The organism is Streptococcus sp. HMSC034B05, assembly GCF_001809055.1.
In the GTDB taxonomy this organism is placed as follows: domain Bacteria; phylum Bacillota; class Bacilli; order Lactobacillales; family Streptococcaceae; genus Streptococcus; species Streptococcus constellatus.
The window spans coordinates 1-16,716 of sequence record NZ_KV795595.1; the positions used below are offsets into that span (position 1 = coordinate 1).

Here is a 16,716-nt window from a genome sequence, read left to right on the forward strand (position 1 = left end):
GTGAGGTCGGTGGTTCGAGTCCACTCGTGCCCATAATATTTTTGGAGAATTACTCAAGAGGCTGAAGAGGACGGTTTGCTAAATCGTTAGGTCGGGTAACTGGCGCGGGGGTTCGAATCCCCCATTCTCCGTATTTAAGGAGTGTAGCGATAGCTATCTCCTTTTCTGTTATCTGTGAATCTTGTGTGATAGATATTGTATCTATTTTGGAGTAGAGTGAATCATATGAAAAAATCCAAATTTCTTATTATGACTGCTGTTTTGATAATAATAACTTCTGTACTTTTAGTTACTACTCGTTCTTTAAGTGTGGTGAATGAAGCTTCTAATGTTGTTTCTATTTTGGATAATATTATTTCAAAACCATTTAGTTTTTTAGCGGATGTTAAATCAGATTTGACTGATTTATCGCGAACATACAAGGAAAATAAGCAATTAAAAAAGACTTTATTTAAAGTAGAAGAACAATCGGCTGATTTAGATTCATTAAAAGATGAAAATGCTCAATTAAGACAACTATTAGAAATGAAAAATATCTATGAGTCAAAAAAGACGGTTTCATCTGATGTTATCACGCGTATGCCTGTTTCTTGGTTATCTGAATTAACTGTCAATGCTGGTCGTCAAAATGGGATTCAAAATACAATGTTAGCGGTGGCAAATGGTGGCTTGATTGGTAGTGTGAAAGATGTTGCTTCTCATTCTAGTCGAGTAAATCTTTTAACAAACAATAAAAATGTTGACAATATTTCAGTAAGAATTCAAACGGAGACAAGCACTATTTATGGAGTGATTGTTGGCTACAGTAAAGAAAAATCTGCTTTCATTATCAGTCAGTTAAACAGTTCGGATACAATTAAAAAAGGTGAGAAAGTTGTGACAAGCGGTTTAGGAACGTATAACATTCCCAATATTCCAGTCGGAACAGTTCTTTCTGTTACTGAAAAATCTGATCATTTAACAAAAGAGGTATTTGTAAAACCGAGTGCAGATTTGTCAGATATTCGTGTGGTAACATTGGTAGGAAATTGATATGAAATTTTTTAAAAACTACGTTTTACCTTTTTTGGTTTTATTTGTTGTGATGTTAATAGATGGTCATCTTTCAAATCTTTTGACTAATCTTTTTTCGAATGATATTCACTTACTCAGTCATCTTTTACTTATTTTAATTTTGTACGTTTCTATAGATTTCTCGGAAAATATCAATTTTGTTATTTTATTGTTAATCGGTCTGTTGTACGACGCTTATTATTTTCATATTATTGGTCTTTCGACATTATTATTGCCTTTAAGTGGGATTGTTGTTAGTAAATACAATTCTGTTTTGATGACTAATCGAGTTAGTCGCTTTTTGTCAGTTGCTATTTTGGTATTTTTCTTTGAAATAGCTACGTTTGCTTTGGCAAATGTTACTCAGTTGACTCGAATGTCTTTTGCAGATTTTGTCGTTTATACAATGGCTCCGACGATGGTGTTCAATTTACTATTCTTTTTATTGATTCGACCAATTTTGGAAAAGATATATTTATGATAAAAATTTATGATAAATTGGAAATAGAAATGTAATAAAGGCGTAACATACTCAATGCCTTTTTTTGTTATACTTATAAATGTCTTATCGAATAGGAGTATAATTGTTTATGAAGAAAAAATTACTTACGTCAATCTTATTAAGTACAATGGTTCTTGCACAAGGAGCATCTCTTGTAAATGTACATGCAGATTCCACTGATGATAAAATCGCCGCACAAGATAGCAAAATTAATAGTTTGACTGATCAACAAAAATCAGCTCAAGCTCAGGTAGATCAAATTCAAAGTCAAGTCTCATCCATCCAAGCTCAACAAGAAAAATTGAAAGCTGAAAATGATAAACTCCAAGCTGAGTCAAAAAAATTATCAGCTGAAATTGAAGCTTTGTCTAAAAATATTGTAGCGCGCAACGAATCATTGGCTAATCAAGCACGTAGTGCCCAAACGAGTGGTACGGCTACAAGTTATATCAATACAATTGTAAATTCAAAATCTATCACAGAAGCCATTTCACGTGTTTCTGCGATGAATGAAATTGTTTCAGCAAACAATAAAATGTTAGAGCAACAAAAGCAAGATAAAAAAGCAATTTCTGAAAAACAAATGGCTAATAATGAAGCGATAAATACCGTTATTGCAAATCAACAAACGCTTGAAAATGATGCAAAAACATTATCTACTAAACAAGCTGAATTAAAAGCAGCTCAGTTAAATCTTGCTGCAGAAAAAGCAACTGCTGAAGGTGAAAAGAATTCATTGTTAGCTCAAAAGGCAGCAGCACAAAAGGCTGCGGAAGAAGCAGCAGCACAAGAAGCAGCTTATAAAGCACAGCAAGCAGCACAAGCACAAGCAGTCGTTTCTTCAGCAAATACAAACTTTGAGGCACAGGTGCAAGCGGTGAATAATAGCGCTTCAGTAGCTACTCCAACTCAAACAAATGTGACGACTCGTTCTACATCAACTGTTAGTCGTCCTACTTATAGTTCTTCAGCTTCAACTTATCCAGTTGGTCAATGTACTTGGGGAGCGAAAACATTAGCTCCGTGGGCTGGGGATTATTGGGGTAATGGTGCTCAATGGGCAGCAAGTGCAGCTGCGGCTGGTTTCCGTACAGGTTCAACACCTCAAGTTGGTGCAATCATTTCGTGGAATGATGGTGGTTATGGTCATGTTGCCGTGGTGACAGCTGTAGAATCACCTACACGTATTCAAGTATCTGAAGCAAACTATGCAGGTAATCAAGCTATTGGAAATTACCGTGGTTGGTTCAATCCAGCTGCTGCAGGACAAGGCTCATTTACTTACATCTATCCAAATTAATGAATAAAGAATAAAGAGATAAAAAGCGCATGATGCGTTTTTTATTTTTGATTGAAAAATTAATTAAAAAGGGTTACAATGTTAATTGGAGAATATTTGTAACTGGTTTACAAAGAAACGAATACATACTGGAGGAAATTATGTCGTTTTCTGATTTAAAGCTCTTTGCTCTTTCGTCCAACCAAGAATTGGCTAAACGTGTTGCTCAAGAGATTGGCATAGAGCTTGGAAAGTCAACTGTGCGTCAATTTTCCGATGGGGAAATTCAGGTTAATATTGAAGAATCTATCCGCGGGAAACATGTTTTTATTTTGCAATCAACGAGTTCTCCTGTCAATGATAATTTGATGGAAATTTTGATTATGGTGGATGCATTGAAACGTGCAAGCGCCGAGTCTATCAATGTTGTCATGCCTTATTATGGTTATGCTCGTCAAGATCGAAAGGCACGCGCTCGTGAACCGATCACTTCAAAATTAGTTGCAAATATGTTGCAAGTGGCAGGTGTGGATCGTTTGTTGACAATTGATTTGCATGCGGCTCAAATTCAAGGATTTTTTGATATTCCAGTAGATCATCTCATGGGTGCTCCTCTCATTGCGGATTATTTTGAACGTCGTGGAATGACAGGTACTGACTATGTGGTTGTCAGCCCTGATCACGGTGGTGTGACGCGCGCTCGTAAATTAGCTGAGTTTTTGAAAACACCGATTGCGATTATTGATAAGCGACGTAGCGTGGATAAGATGAATACGAGTGAAGTGATGAATATCATTGGTAAGGTAGAAGGCAAGACTTGTATCTTGATTGATGATATGATTGATACGGCTGGGACAATTTGCCATGCTGCTGATGCGCTTGCTGAGGCAGGTGCGGTAGAGGTTTATGCAAGCTGTACTCACCCAGTACTTTCAGGTCCTGCTATGGATAATATTCAAAAATCAGCAATTAAAAAATTGATCGTATTAGATACAATTTATTTACCAGAAGAACGTTTAATTGATAAAATTGAACAAATTTCGATTGCACATCTTTTGGCAGAGGCTATCGTACGTATTCATGAAAAACGTCCTCTTTCGCCACTATTTGAAACTTTAACGGCTCTTTCATAAGAAATCTAGATAGGAATCACTCTGATAGCTGGAGTGATTCTTTTGTTTCAATTAGACGATAAGTGATGAATTTTCCTCAATATTATGCTATTTTTTTGAATAATAAAAAAGACTTTGTCCAGATAGGTTGCAGAAATAGCGGGGATACTCTCGCTAAAGTATTGATTTAACAAGTTTTTGATTTTATAGTATAATAGTTCTATCAGATTTTGGAGGTAAGATATGGATTTGACGAAACGTTTTAACAAAAATTTAGATAAAATTGAAGTTTCTTTGATTCGGCAATTTGATCAATCTATTTCGAGCATTCCTGGAGTTCTTCGTTTGACATTAGGAGAGCCTGATTTTACAACTCCAGATCATGTAAAAGAAGCTGCAAAAGCGGCAATTGATGCAAACAAGAGTCATTATACAGGCATGAGTGGGCTGTTAGAATTGCGTCAGGCAGCCAGTCAATTTGTAAAAGAAAAGTACAATCTTTCTTATGATCCTGAAACAGAAATTTTAGTGACAATTGGGGCAACTGAAGCTTTGTCTGCTACGTTGACGGCTATTTTAGAAGAAGGAGATAAGGTGCTTTTACCCGCACCTGCTTATCCAGGATATGAGCCGATTGTTAATCTTATTGGGGCAGAAGTTGTTGAGATTGATACGACAGAAAATGATTTTGTTTTAACACCTGATATGTTGGAAAAAGCGATTTTGGAGCAAGGAGATAAATTAAAAGCTGTTATTTTAAATTACCCAGCTAATCCTACGGGCATTACCTATTCTCGTGAACAAATAGCTGATTTAGCCGATGTCTTGAAAAAGTATGATGTCTTTGTTGTTTGCGACGAAGTGTATTCTGAGCTGACTTATACCGAGCAGCCACATGTATCTATTGCAGAATTTTTACCAGAGCAAACGATTGTTATCAATGGTTTGTCTAAATCGCATGCGATGACAGGATGGCGTTTGGGTTTTACCTTTGCTCCAGCAGCATTTACTGCTCAGTTGATTAAGAGTCATCAGTACTTGGTAACAGCTGCAAATACGATGGCTCAATTTGCAGGAGTGGAAGCATTGACAGTAGGTAAAGATGATGCAGAGCCGATGAAAAGGGAATATATTGAGCGTCGCGATTACATTATCGAAAAAATGACAGAATTGGGCTTTAAGATTATCAAGCCAGATGGTGCATTTTACATTTTTGCTAAAATTCCAGCTGACTATAATCAAGATTCTTTTGCTTTTTTGAAGGATTTTGCACAAAAAAAAGCGGTTGCTTTCATTCCTGGTGCCGCTTTTGGGCGGTATGGAGAAGGATATGTACGTATTTCTTATGCGACCAGCATGGATACGATAAAGGAAGCAATGAAGCGACTTAAGGAATATATGGAGGGATATGCTGAAATCTATCACAAGTAAAGGTTTGGTTCTCTATAATCGTAATTTCCGAGAAAATGATAAGTTGGTCAAAATTTTCACAGAGCAAGCGGGTAAGCGAATGTTTTTCGTGAAACATGCTAGAAATTCTAAGTTGAATCCGGTTATTCAACCACTAGTAGTGGCAGATTTTTTGATGAAAATAAATGATGACGGTTTAAGTTATATTGATGATTATCAAGAAATTAGAACTTTTCAGCATATCAATCATGATCTTTTTACAATGGCTTATGCGACTTATGTGGTAGCTCTGGCGGATGCCAGTATTCAGGATAATGAAATAGATTCTGCTCTCTTTGTTTTTTTGCAAAAAACATTAGAATTGATGGAGCAAGGTTTGGACTATGAAGTCTTGACAAATATTTTTGAAATTCAAATTTTATCGCGTTTTGGTGTTTCTTTGAATTTTCATGAGTGTTGTTTTTGCCACCAAATAGGGCTACCGTTTGATTTTTCTTTTACTTATAGTGGCGTTTTATGTCCGGAGCATTACGACAAGGACGAGCGACGGAGTCATTTGGAGCCCAATATTCCTTACTTATTAGACCAATTTCAGGCTGTTCAATTTAGTGAACTGGAGACAATTTCTTTGAAATCTGAATTGAAAAAACAATTGCGAAAAGTGATTGATCAAATTTATGAAGAATATGTTGGGATTCATCTAAAGTCCAAAAAATTTATTGATTCTCTGGGAGACTGGGGAGAAATCTTAAAGAACAAGGAGTCGAAATGAAAAAAATAGCAATTGATGCCATGGGTGGTGATTATGCCCCACAATCTATTGTAGAGGGGGTTAATCAAGCCCTGAACGATTTTTCGGATGTTGAAGTCATCCTTTATGGAGATGAAGCAAAAATCAAGCAGTATTTAAAGGCAACTGAGCGGGTTCGTATTGTTCATACAGATGAAAAAATCAATTCAGATGATGAGCCGACTAAAGCTATTCGTAAGAAGAAAAATGCCAGTATGGTGTTAGCAGCCAAAGCGGTAAAGACTGGAGAAGCTGATGCCATTCTTTCTGCGGGGAATACTGGAGCGCTTTTGGCTGCTGGATTCTTCATCGTCGGTCGTATCAAGAATATTGACCGTCCGGGTTTGATGTCCACATTACCAACGACAGATGGAAAAGGATTTGATATGTTGGACTTGGGAGCTAATGCAGAAAATACGGCTCATCATTTGCATCAGTATGCTATTTTAGGGTCATTTTATGCTGAAAATGTACGAGGAGTCAAGCAACCGCGTGTTGGGCTGTTAAATAACGGAACTGAAAGCAGTAAGGGAGATTCGCTTCGTAAGGAAGTGTATGATTTGTTAGTGTCGGATGCCTCATTGAATTTTATTGGAAATGTGGAAGCGCGTGATTTAATGGATCATGTAGCGGATGTTGTTGTAGCAGATGGGTTTACAGGTAATGCAGTATTGAAAGCTATGGAGGGAACCGCCATGGGAATTATGAGCCAGCTTAAAAAATCTATTTTAGATAGTGGCTGGAAAGCAAAACTAGGTGCAGTGTTGCTGAAAGACAGTCTAAAGTCTTTGAAGAGTAGTTTAAATTATTCTGAGGTAGGCGGTGCTGTTTTGTTTGGAGTGCAGGCACCTGTTGTTAAAACACATGGGGCGAGTGATGCGAAAGCAGTTTACAGCACGATTCGCCAAATTCGTACAATGTTAGAAACAGATGTTGTTGGAAAAGCGGTACAAGAATTTTCAGGAGAAGTAAAATGACAGAACAAGAAATTTATCAAAAAATTATAGAAATTATTCAGGAAAGTCAGGGTGAACATTTTGTTGTCACTAAAGAATTGAGTTTAAAAGATGATTTAAAAGCAGATTCGGTGGATTTGATGGAATTTATTCTAACTGTAGAAGATGAATTTAACATTGAAATTTCAGACGAAGATATAGATAGTTTGAATAATGTGAGCGATGTCGTCGCTTGCGTACAGAAAAACTTGAACAAAGGATAAAAGCGAACATTTTATCTCTATAAGAAATCAATTGTAAGAAAACAACTGAAAAACCAGTTGTTTTTTGTTGTTTATCATTATTGTACGTTATTTTCTTGAAAAACTATTTCCAATATGATAGACTTAAGTCAGAAAAAGACGAAAGGCGAATATTAAAATGATGAGTGATTTATTATATTCGGGAAAAGCTAAAGATTTATTTTTGACAGATGATGAAAATATCATTGTTGCACGTTACAAAGACCAAGCGACAATGCTTAATGGCGCTCGTAAAGAGACGATTAAAGGGAAGGGTGTTCTTAATAATCAAATCTCATCTCTCATTTTTAGAAAATTAAATGCAGCTGGGGTTGCAACGCATTTCATTGAGAAAATATCAGAAACAGAACAACTGAATAAAAAGGTCAGCATTATTCCGCTTGAAGTTGTTCTGCGTAATGTGACAGCAGGTTCTTTTTCTAAACGTTTTGGGTTGGAAGAAGGAATCGAACTGGAAGAGCCAATTGTCGAATTTTATTATAAAAATGATAAGTTGGATGATCCCTTCATTAATGATGAACATGTGAAATTTTTAAAGCTTGCTAACGATGAAGATATTGCCTATATTAAAGCTGAAACACGTCGGATAAACAAACTCTTGTCAGATTGGTTCCATCAAATCGGACTTAAATTAATTGATTTTAAATTGGAATTCGGTTTTGATAAAGATGGTAAAATTATCCTAGCAGATGAGTTTTCACCAGATAACTGTCGTCTTTGGGATGCGCAAGGGCATCACATGGACAAAGATGTCTTCCGAAGAGGGTTAGGAGAATTAACGGATGTTTACGAAGTGGTATGGGAAAAATTGCAAGAACTTAAGTAAGGATTGAACATGGATAAACGTATTTTTGTTGAGAAAAAAGCTAACTTTAGCATTAAATCGGAGTCACTGGTCAAAGAACTAACACATAATTTGCAGTTAACCTCTTTAAAAATTTTACGTATTGTGCAGGTGTATGATATCTTTAATTTAGAAGAAATCCTGTTTGCGCGTGCGCAAAAGCATGTCTTTTCTGAGCAGGTGACAGATACAATTTTAGATGAAGCAACTGTGCAGGCGGATCTTAACAGCCATGCTTTTTTTGCTATTGAAGCTTTGCCGGGTCAGTTTGACCAGCGGGCAGCAAGTTCACAAGAGGCTTTGCTCTTACTTGGTAGTGACAGCAACGTAACGGTTAATACTGCCCAGCTTTATCTGGTTAATAAGGATATTGATGCATCTGAGTTGGAAGCGGTGAAGCATTATCTTTTGAATCCAGTTGATTCGCGTTTCAAAGATATCACCTTGCCTATTCGTCCACAGGAATTTTCAACTTCTGACAAAACAATTCCAAGTTTGGATTTCTTCAAGACTTATACAGCTGAAGATTTTGCGGCTTACAAGGCGGAACAAGGTTTGGCTATGGAAGTGGATGATCTTGTTTTTGTTCAAGATTATTTTAAATCAATTGGGCGTGTGCCAACAGAAACAGAATTGAAAGTTTTGGATACCTACTGGTCTGACCATTGCCGTCACACGACTTTTGAGACAGAATTGAAAAATATTAACTTTTCAGCTTCTAAGTTCCAAAAACAATTGCAGGCAACTTACGATAAATATATTGCTATGCGTGACGAATTGGGACGTTCTGAAAAGCCACAGACGCTTATGGATATGGCGACAATCTTTGGTCGTTATGAGCGTGCTAACGGTCGTTTGAACGACATGGAAGTGTCGGACGAAATCAATGCCTGCTCGATTGAAATTGAGGTAGATGTAGATGGTATCAAAGAACCTTGGCTGCTTATGTTCAAAAATGAAACCCACAATCACCCAACGGAAATTGAGCCTTTTGGCGGAGCTGCAACTTGTATTGGTGGTGCTATTCGTGACCCGTTGTCAGGTCGTTCTTATGTTTACCAAGCTATGCGTATATCAGGTGCAGGTGATATTACCGCACCAATAGCAGAAACACGTTCTGGTAAATTGCCGCAACAAGTCATCTCTAAAACGGCGGCGCACGGCTATTCGTCATACGGGAACCAAATAGGACTTGCGACTACCTATGTCAAAGAGTACTTCCATCCAGGCTTTGTTGCTAAGCGTATGGAGCTAGGTGCTGTTGTCGGTGCGGCACCAAAAGAAAATGTCGTGCGTGAAAAACCAGAAGCTGGTGATGTGGTTATCCTTCTTGGTGGAAAAACAGGACGTGACGGTGTCGGTGGTGCTACAGGCTCATCTAAGGTTCAAACAGTTGAATCGGTTGAGACAGCAGGTGCCGAAGTGCAAAAAGGGAATGCTATTGAAGAACGTAAGATTCAACGTCTTTTCCGCAATGGCAATGTCACTCGTCTCATCAAGAAATCAAATGATTTTGGTGCTGGCGGCGTCTGTGTGGCTATTGGTGAATTGGCAGATGGTCTTGAAATTGACTTGGACAAAGTGCCACTAAAATACCAAGGTCTTAACGGTACCGAAATTGCCATTTCTGAGTCACAAGAACGCATGTCTGTTGTTGTTCGTCCAAGTGATGTGGACGCCTTTATTGCAGCATGTCATAAAGAGAACATTGATGCAGTTGTTGTCGCGACCGTTACTGAAAAACCAAACCTTGTCATGACTTGGAATGGTGAAACCATCGTTGACTTGGAACGTGCCTTCCTTGATACCAATGGTGTGCGTGTGGTTGTTGATGCAAACGTTGTGGATAAGGATGTTGCCCTTCCTGAGGTGCGTACAACATCAGCAGCAACACTTGAAGCAGACACAGTGAAAGTTCTGTCTGATCTTAACCACGCTAGTCAAAAAGGGTTGCAAACTATCTTTGACAGCTCGGTTGGGCGTTCAACAGTTAATCATCCAATCGGCGGTCGTTATCAAATTACGCCTACTGAAAGCTCTGTGCAAAAATTGCCAGTACAAAATGGTGTCACAACGACAGCTTCTGTCATGGCACAGGGATTCAATCCTTATATTGCGGAGTGGTCACCTTATCATGGTGCAGCTTACGCTGTTATTGAAGCAACAGCTCGCTTGGTAGCAACAGGTGCTGATTGGTCTCGTGCGCGTTTCTCTTACCAAGAATACTTTGAACGCATGGATAAACAAGCGAATCGCTTTGGTCAGCCAGTAGCTGCTTTGCTTGGTTCGATCGAGGCACAAATCCAGCTTGGGCTACCATCAATCGGTGGTAAGGACTCCATGTCAGGGACCTTTGAAGAATTGACGGTACCGCCAACCTTGGTTGCCTTTGGTGTGACAACAGTAGATAGTCGCCAGGTGCTTTCTCCTGAGTTTAAGACTGCTGGGGAGAATATTTACTACATCCCAGGACAGGCTATTTCAGAAGATATTGATTTTGACTTAATCAAAGATAACTTTGCACAATTTGAAGCTATTCAGACTAAGCATAAAGTAACAGCAGCTTCAGCTGTTAAATACGGTGGTGTTCTTGAAAGTTTAGCACTTATGAGCTTTGGTAACCGTATTGGTGCAACTGTAGAAATAGCTGAGCTTGACAGCAGCTTGACAGCTCAGCTTGGTGGTTTTGTTTTTACATCTGATGAACTCATTGCTGACGCAATGAAAATTGGTCAAACTGTGGCAGACTTTGCAGTAACTGTCAACGGTGTCAACTTGTCCGCTGCGAAATTACTTGCAGCCTTTGAAGGTAAGTTGGAAGATGTTTATCCAACCGAGTTTGAACAGTCAACAGTTCTTGAAGAAGTACCTGTTGTGGTATCTGATGCTGTTATAAAAGCTAAAGAAAGAATTGCACAGCCTCTGGTTTATATCCCAGTTTTCCCTGGTTCCAATTCAGAGTACGATTCAGCTAAGGCCTTTGAACAAGCTGGTGCCAAAGTCAACTTGGTGCCATTCGTGACTCTTAATGAAGCAGCAATTGAGGCTTCTGTTGACACCATGGTTGACAACATTGCTAAAGCCAATATTATCTTCTTTGTCGGTGGTTTCTCAGCAGCAGATGAGCCAGATGGTTCGGCTAAGTTTATCGTCAATATCTTACTTAATGAAAAAGTTCGCTCTGCTATTGACAGCTTCATTGAAAAGGGTGGCCTCATCATCGGTATCTGTAATGGGTTCCAAGCTCTTGTCAAATCCGGTCTTCTGCCTTATGGTGACTTTGAAGAAGTTGGTGAGACAAGCCCAACCCTCTTCTACAATGATGCCAACCAGCACGTGGCTAAGATGGTGGAAACCCGTATCGCTAATACCAACTCTCCATGGTTGGCAGGTGTTAAGGTTGGTGATATTCATGCGATTCCAGTCTCTCACGGTGAAGGGAAATTTGTCGTGACAGCTGAAGAATTTGCGGAACTGCGTGACAATGGTCAAATCTGGAGCCAATACGTGGACTTTGATGGTAAGCCTTCTATGGATTCTAAATATAATCCAAACGGTTCGCTCAACGCTATTGAAGGGATTACGAGTAAGAACGGTCAAATCATTGGTAAGATGGGACACTCGGAACGCTATGAAAATGGCCTCTTCCAAAACATCCCAGGTAACAAAGACCAAGGCCTATTTGAAAGTGCAGTGAAATACTTTACTGGGAAATAGCCTATTTGCAGAAGGAATATTATGAAACAGTATGTTGCAAGGCTAGAAAAAGATTTTTCACTTATAGAACACGGATTTAAAGAGGAAGAACAAAGAGCCTTAACTGATTATAAATCCAACGATGGTGAGTATATCAAGAAATTAGCATTTTTAGCTTATCAATCTGATGTTTACCAAGTAAGAATGTACGCTGTATTCCTTTTCGGATACTTATCAAAAGATAAAGAAATTTTAATATTTATGAGAGATGAAGTTTCTAAAGATAGTAACTGGAGAGTTCAAGAAGTGTTGGCAAAGGCGTTTGATGAATTTTGTAAGAAAACAGGATATAAAAAAGCACTTCCAATTATTGATGAATGGTTAAAAAGTAGCAATCTCCATACGAGGAGAGCTGTTACAGAAGGGTTAAGAATATGGACAAATAGACCATACTTTAAAGAGAACCCAAATGAAGCTATCAGAAGAATAGCTGACTTAAAAGAGGATGTAAGCGAATATGTTAGAAAATCAGTAGGGAATGCTTTAAGAGACATTAGTAAAAAATTTCCAGATTTAGTTAAAATTGAGTTGAAAAATTGGAAATTAGAAAGCAAAGAAATTAACCAAGTTTATAAATTGGCAAGTAAATTTATTGATGCCTAGAATTTAAGTACAAAAGGTATATAAAATGACATACGAAGTAAAATCTCTCAACGAAGAATGTGGGGTCTTCGGTATCTGGGGACATCCTCAAGCAGCTCAAGTCACTTATTTTGGACTGCATAGTCTGCAACACCGTGGTCAAGAAGGTGCTGGCATTCTGACAAATGATGCTGGCAAATTGATACGACATCGTGATACAGGATTAATTTCAGAAGTCTTCAAAAATCCAGCTAATTTGGAAAAATTAACAGGTCAGGCTGCTATTGGGCATGTCCGTTATGCAACGGCTGGAGAAGCCTCTATTGACAATATCCAGCCTTTCCATTTTAAGTTTTACGATATGGAATTTGGTCTGGCACATAACGGTAACCTGACCAATACGAAAACCCTGAAGAAAGAATTAGAACATAACGGCGCTATTTTCTCTTCTTCATCTGATACGGAAATTCTGGCTCATCTTATTCGCCGCAGCCATAATCCAAGCTTTATGGGCAAGGTTAAGGAAGCGCTCAATACGGTCAAAGGTGGTTTTGCCTATCTTCTGATGATGGAAGATAAGCTGATTGCAGCTCTTGATCCAAACGGTTTTCGTCCGCTTTCTATTGGTAAAATGGCAAATGGTGCCATCGTTGTTTCCAGCGAAACCTGTGCCTTTGAAGTGGTGGGTGCCGAGTGGATTCGTGATGTCAAGCCGGGTGAAGTGGTTATCATTGATAACAGTGGTATCCAGTACGACACTTACACGACAAATACGCAGCTTGCTATCTGTTCAATGGAATATATCTACTTTGCCCGTCCTGACTCAAATATTCACGGGGTCAATGTCCACACTGCTCGTAAACGTATGGGAGCACAGCTGGCGCGTGAGTTCAAACATGAGGCAGACATTGTGGTCGGCGTACCCAATTCCTCACTCAGCGCAGCTATGGGCTTCGCCGAAGAATCAGGATTGCCAAATGAAATGGGTCTCATCAAAAATCAATACACTCAACGAACCTTTATCCAGCCGACGCAAGAACTGCGTGAGCAAGGGGTTCGCATGAAGCTTTCTGCTGTATCTGGAGTGGTTAAGGGCAAACGTGTCGTCATGATTGATGACTCCATCGTGCGTGGGACAACTTCACGTCGTATCGTTCAGCTCTTGAAAGAAGCTGGAGCTACAGAAGTTCACGTGGCAATTGCTAGCCCACCTCTAAAATATCCATGTTTCTATGGAATTGATATTCAAACACGGCGTGAATTGATTGCGGCTAATCATTCTGTTGAAGAAACACGCCAGATTATCGGTGCAGATAGCCTAACTTACTTGTCTATTGACGGCTTGATTGACTCTATCGGACTTGAAACAAATGCCCCAAACGGCGGTCTCTGTGTTGCTTACTTTGATGGAGAGTACCCAACACCGATTTACGATTACGAGAAAGATTATCGTAGAAGCTTGGATGAGAAGGTTAGCTTTTATTGATAGACCGAACTCAATAGCAGCTCTGCTATTTCCAAAGAAAAAAAGAAGGAAAAATATTATGACAGAAAAAAATGCTTACGCTCCACGTCTTACCACTGACTAAAGGCTAAAGCATTTGTCAGTGGACGCTTTGTCCTATGGGGCCAAAGCTAAAGACCTGACTAGCTTTTTCAGTCAAAATTATGGTTTGACTGAAAAAACGTCGCAATCTTCAATATGGTTTTTTGACAAAAAAGAGAAGGAAAATTATTATGACAAAAAATGCTTACGCTCAATCTGGTGTTGATGTTGAGGCGGGATACGAGGTTGTTGCTCGGATTAAGAAACATGTGGCGCGTACGGAGCGTCTTGGTGTTCTGGGGGCTCTCGGTGGCTTCGGTGGGATGTTTGATTTGTCCCAGCTGGATGTCAAAGAGCCTGTCTTGATTTCAGGAACGGACGGTGTCGGAACCAAGCTCATGCTGGCTATCAAGTACGACAAACACGATACCATTGGTCAGGACTGTGTGGCCATGTGTGTCAACGACATCATTGCTGCGGGTGCTGAACCCCTTTATTTCCTAGACTACATTGCAACGGGTAAGAATGAACCTGCTAAACTAGAGCAGGTGGTTGCTGGTGTGGCTGAAGGCTGTGTCCAAGCTGGTGCTGGTCTGATTGGTGGCGAAACAGCCGAAATGCCGGGTATGTATGGCGAAGACGATTACGACTTGGCCGGTTTTGCGGTTGGTGTGGCTGAAAAATCACAAATCATCGACGGCTCAAAAGTCAAAGAAGGTGATGTGCTTTTAGGTCTGGCTTCCAGCGGTATCCATTCAAACGGTTATTCGCTTGTCCGCCGTGTCTTTGCAGACTATACTGGTGAGGAAGAACTGCCAGAATTGGAAGGTAAAAAACTCAAAGATGTCTTACTTGAACCTACTCGTATCTATGTCAAAGCAGCTTTGCCATTGATTAAGGAAGAATTAGTCAACGGCATTGCCCACATCACAGGTGGCGGCTTTATCGAAAATGTCCCACGTATGTTTGGGGACGATTTGGCAGCCGAAATCGAAGAAGACAAGGTGCCAGTTCTGCCAATCTTCAAGGCGCTTGAAAAGTATGGTGAAATCAAGCACGACGAGATGTTTGAAATTTTCAACATGGGTATCGGGCTCATGCTGGCTGTCAGTCCTGAAAAGGTTGACCGTGTCAAGGAAGTCCTTGATGAGCCTGTTTATAAGCTTGGGCGTATCGTGAAAAAGGCTGACGCAAGTGTGGTGATCAAATAATGAGCAAAAAAATTGCTGTTTTCGCTTCTGGTAATGGGTCAAATTTTCAGGTGATTGCCGAAGAATTTCCAGTGGAGTTTGTTTTTTCAGACCATCGTGACGCCTATGTGCTCGAGCGTGCCGACAAGCTTGGCGTTCTGTCCTACGCTTTTGAACTCAAGGAGTTTGAGAACAAGGCAGAATACGAAGAAGCAATTGTCAATCTCTTGGCTCAGCACCAGATTGACTTGGTTTGTCTAGCAGGTTACATGAAAATCGTTGGCCCAACCTTGCTGACTGCCTATCAAGGTCGCATTATCAATATCCACCCAGCCTATTTGCCAGAATTTCCAGGTGCTCATGGTATCGAAGATGCCTGGAATGCCGGTGTCACTGAGAGCGGAGTGACCATTCACTGGGTGGACTCAGGTGTGGATACTGGCAAGGTCATTAAACAAGTCCGTATCCCACGGCTAGTTCATGATACGATTGAAAGTTTTGAAGAACGCATCCATGCTGCTGAGTATCAGCTCTATCCTCAAGTGCTGGAGAGTTTAGGGGCCGAGAGAAGATAAGAAGGTAGTGAGAGATGATTTTATGGTAAAGGTAAGGACCTGTTCATAAACTATCTCTATCAGGGTTGGTAAATCATGAGTAGGGGCGTTAGCTAAGGAGAATTTTATGGGTCTATTTGATTTTTTTAAGAAGAAATTTTCCAGTGAAGAGATACCAATTGAAGATGGAGATAAGACTGTTGTTAAATCTGAAGATACAGATGATAGCGCTCCAGGATGGGAAGCGATTGATGCAGAATTTGATCGTTTATATCCTGATCAGCCCAATCCTCTTCATTATGGGACGGTTGTCAAGTATATGTTTGGGGGTCCAGATCCGCTTGACGGTATAAGTGTCTACGATGCGGGAGATTTTTGGCATTTTGTCAGCTATGGCTTGTCGGAGTTATATACAAAAGAAAGCACCGACTCAGAATACAGTGGTTATGGGATTGAATTGACTTTTAAGTTAAAGAAATCTACTAATGACGAAGAAGAAATCAAAAATGGTTGTGGTTTATTGCAGTATGTTGCAAGATATATTTTTAAAACAGGTAAAGTAGTTTTACCAGAAGAATACATCTATACCAAGCAAATGGTAGGAATAGATGCCCAGCAGAAATCTAAACTGACAGGTTTTCTGACCGCTAGTGACAATCTAGCTAAGCCTCTAGATACTCCTCATGGAAAAGTAGAATTTGTCACTCTGATTGGTGCGACAGATGCAGAACTGCGAAGTGTTTATGAAAGTGAAACAAGTAAGCTTGAGGTAAGGAAATTGTTGCAAGAGCTTGGAAATCAGATTACAGACTATAATCGCCAGTCTTTAGTTTAGATAAT

At 39.5% G+C, this 16,716-nt stretch carries 15 protein-coding genes and 1 tRNA gene; all 16 read left to right on the forward strand.

What is annotated here, in order from left to right; translation table 11 throughout:
• The first annotated feature begins 43 nt into the window (after window positions 1-43).
• The 16 genes from HMPREF2542_RS02605 (at window position 44) to HMPREF2542_RS02680 (ending at window position 16,711) form a co-directional block, all read left to right on the forward strand.
• Window positions 44-131: transfer RNA gene (locus tag HMPREF2542_RS02605), tRNA-Ser, on the forward strand.
• Window positions 132-225: 94 nt separating this feature from the next.
• On the forward strand, window positions 226-1,032 hold the full coding sequence (gene mreC / locus HMPREF2542_RS02610) for a rod shape-determining protein MreC (RefSeq protein ID WP_058670006.1): 807 nt from the start codon (window positions 226-228) through the stop codon (window positions 1,030-1,032).
• 1 nt (window position 1,033) lies between these two features.
• Entirely contained in the window at window positions 1,034-1,534 is a 501-nt protein-coding gene (gene mreD, locus HMPREF2542_RS02615) for a rod shape-determining protein MreD (protein WP_003071293.1), read from the forward strand.
• A 109-nt stretch (window positions 1,535-1,643) separates the two neighbouring features.
• Window positions 1,644-2,855, forward strand: a complete 1,212-nt coding sequence (gene pcsB / locus HMPREF2542_RS02620; RefSeq protein ID WP_049476167.1) for a peptidoglycan hydrolase PcsB — start codon at window positions 1,644-1,646, stop codon at window positions 2,853-2,855.
• 140 nt (window positions 2,856-2,995) lie between these two features.
• Window positions 2,996-3,967, forward strand: a complete 972-nt coding sequence (locus HMPREF2542_RS02625) for a ribose-phosphate diphosphokinase (RefSeq protein ID WP_020997513.1) — start codon at window positions 2,996-2,998, stop codon at window positions 3,965-3,967.
• Between the two features lie 222 nt (window positions 3,968-4,189).
• Entirely contained in the window at window positions 4,190-5,377 is a 1,188-nt protein-coding gene (locus tag HMPREF2542_RS02630) for a pyridoxal phosphate-dependent aminotransferase (RefSeq protein WP_058670007.1), read from the forward strand.
• Window positions 5,355-6,128 (forward strand): DNA repair protein RecO, encoded by a 774-nt coding sequence (gene recO, locus HMPREF2542_RS02635; RefSeq protein ID WP_037596262.1) that lies wholly within the window; start codon window positions 5,355-5,357, stop codon window positions 6,126-6,128. The genes HMPREF2542_RS02630 and recO overlap by 23 nt, the downstream gene beginning before the upstream one ends.
• The gene (gene plsX, locus HMPREF2542_RS02640; RefSeq protein WP_006270084.1) at window positions 6,125-7,123 is read left to right on the forward strand and encodes a phosphate acyltransferase PlsX; all 999 of its coding nucleotides are present in this window, start codon (window positions 6,125-6,127) and stop codon (window positions 7,121-7,123) included. Before recO ends, plsX begins: the two co-directional genes overlap by 4 nt.
• Window positions 7,120-7,365, forward strand: a complete 246-nt coding sequence (locus HMPREF2542_RS02645) for an acyl carrier protein (protein ID WP_006270090.1) — start codon at window positions 7,120-7,122, stop codon at window positions 7,363-7,365. The genes plsX and HMPREF2542_RS02645 overlap by 4 nt, the downstream gene beginning before the upstream one ends.
• A 157-nt stretch (window positions 7,366-7,522) precedes the next feature.
• Window positions 7,523-8,230 (forward strand): phosphoribosylaminoimidazolesuccinocarboxamide synthase, encoded by a 708-nt coding sequence (gene purC, locus HMPREF2542_RS02650; RefSeq protein WP_006269231.1) that lies wholly within the window; start codon window positions 7,523-7,525, stop codon window positions 8,228-8,230.
• A gap of 9 nt (window positions 8,231-8,239) precedes the next feature.
• Complete coding sequence (locus HMPREF2542_RS02655) at window positions 8,240-11,965, forward strand: phosphoribosylformylglycinamidine synthase (protein WP_058670008.1); 3,726 nt, start codon at window positions 8,240-8,242, stop codon at window positions 11,963-11,965.
• A gap of 21 nt (window positions 11,966-11,986) precedes the next feature.
• On the forward strand, window positions 11,987-12,607 hold the full coding sequence (locus HMPREF2542_RS02660; RefSeq protein ID WP_003071279.1) for a DNA alkylation repair protein: 621 nt from the start codon (window positions 11,987-11,989) through the stop codon (window positions 12,605-12,607).
• A 25-nt stretch (window positions 12,608-12,632) separates the two neighbouring features.
• Window positions 12,633-14,072 (forward strand): amidophosphoribosyltransferase, encoded by a 1,440-nt coding sequence (gene purF / locus HMPREF2542_RS02665; protein ID WP_058670009.1) that lies wholly within the window; start codon window positions 12,633-12,635, stop codon window positions 14,070-14,072.
• 248 nt (window positions 14,073-14,320) lie between these two features.
• Window positions 14,321-15,343 carry a phosphoribosylformylglycinamidine cyclo-ligase gene (purM, locus tag HMPREF2542_RS02670; RefSeq protein ID WP_102989292.1) on the forward strand — a complete coding sequence of 341 codons (1,023 nt, stop codon included), beginning with the start codon at window positions 14,321-14,323 and terminating at the stop codon, window positions 15,341-15,343.
• Window positions 15,343-15,897: a phosphoribosylglycinamide formyltransferase gene (gene purN, locus HMPREF2542_RS02675; RefSeq protein ID WP_058670011.1), complete on the forward strand. Its 555-nt coding sequence runs from the start codon at window positions 15,343-15,345 to the stop codon at window positions 15,895-15,897. The genes purM and purN overlap by 1 nt, the downstream gene beginning before the upstream one ends.
• A gap of 106 nt (window positions 15,898-16,003) precedes the next feature.
• Window positions 16,004-16,711 carry a suppressor of fused domain protein gene (locus HMPREF2542_RS02680; RefSeq protein ID WP_058670012.1) on the forward strand — a complete coding sequence of 236 codons (708 nt, stop codon included), beginning with the start codon at window positions 16,004-16,006 and terminating at the stop codon, window positions 16,709-16,711.
• Window positions 16,712-16,716 lie beyond the last annotated feature (5 nt).

Excerpts from the sequence above, each read along its gene's own strand:
- HMPREF2542_RS02645 (WP_006270090.1), top strand. The coding sequence starts at position 7,120 with ATGACAGAACAAGAAATTTATCAAAAAATTATAGAAATTATTCAGGAA.
- HMPREF2542_RS02625 (WP_020997513.1), top strand. The coding sequence starts at position 2,996 with ATGTCGTTTTCTGATTTAAAGCTCTTTGCTCTTTCGTCCAACCAAGAA.
- recO (WP_037596262.1), top strand. The coding sequence starts at position 5,355 with ATGCTGAAATCTATCACAAGTAAAGGTTTGGTTCTCTATAATCGTAAT.
- purN (WP_058670011.1), top strand. The coding sequence starts at position 15,343 with ATGAGCAAAAAAATTGCTGTTTTCGCTTCTGGTAATGGGTCAAATTTT.
- mreC (WP_058670006.1), top strand. The coding sequence starts at position 226 with ATGAAAAAATCCAAATTTCTTATTATGACTGCTGTTTTGATAATAATA.
- purC (WP_006269231.1), top strand. The coding sequence starts at position 7,523 with ATGATGAGTGATTTATTATATTCGGGAAAAGCTAAAGATTTATTTTTG.
- mreD (WP_003071293.1), top strand. The coding sequence starts at position 1,034 with ATGAAATTTTTTAAAAACTACGTTTTACCTTTTTTGGTTTTATTTGTT.
- HMPREF2542_RS02630 (WP_058670007.1), top strand. The coding sequence starts at position 4,190 with ATGGATTTGACGAAACGTTTTAACAAAAATTTAGATAAAATTGAAGTT.
- pcsB (WP_049476167.1), top strand. The coding sequence starts at position 1,644 with ATGAAGAAAAAATTACTTACGTCAATCTTATTAAGTACAATGGTTCTT.
- HMPREF2542_RS02660 (WP_003071279.1), top strand. The coding sequence starts at position 11,987 with ATGAAACAGTATGTTGCAAGGCTAGAAAAAGATTTTTCACTTATAGAA.
- HMPREF2542_RS02680 (WP_058670012.1), top strand. The coding sequence starts at position 16,004 with ATGGGTCTATTTGATTTTTTTAAGAAGAAATTTTCCAGTGAAGAGATA.
- HMPREF2542_RS02655 (WP_058670008.1), top strand. The coding sequence starts at position 8,240 with ATGGATAAACGTATTTTTGTTGAGAAAAAAGCTAACTTTAGCATTAAA.
- plsX (WP_006270084.1), top strand. The coding sequence starts at position 6,125 with ATGAAAAAAATAGCAATTGATGCCATGGGTGGTGATTATGCCCCACAA.
- purF (WP_058670009.1), top strand. The coding sequence starts at position 12,633 with ATGACATACGAAGTAAAATCTCTCAACGAAGAATGTGGGGTCTTCGGT.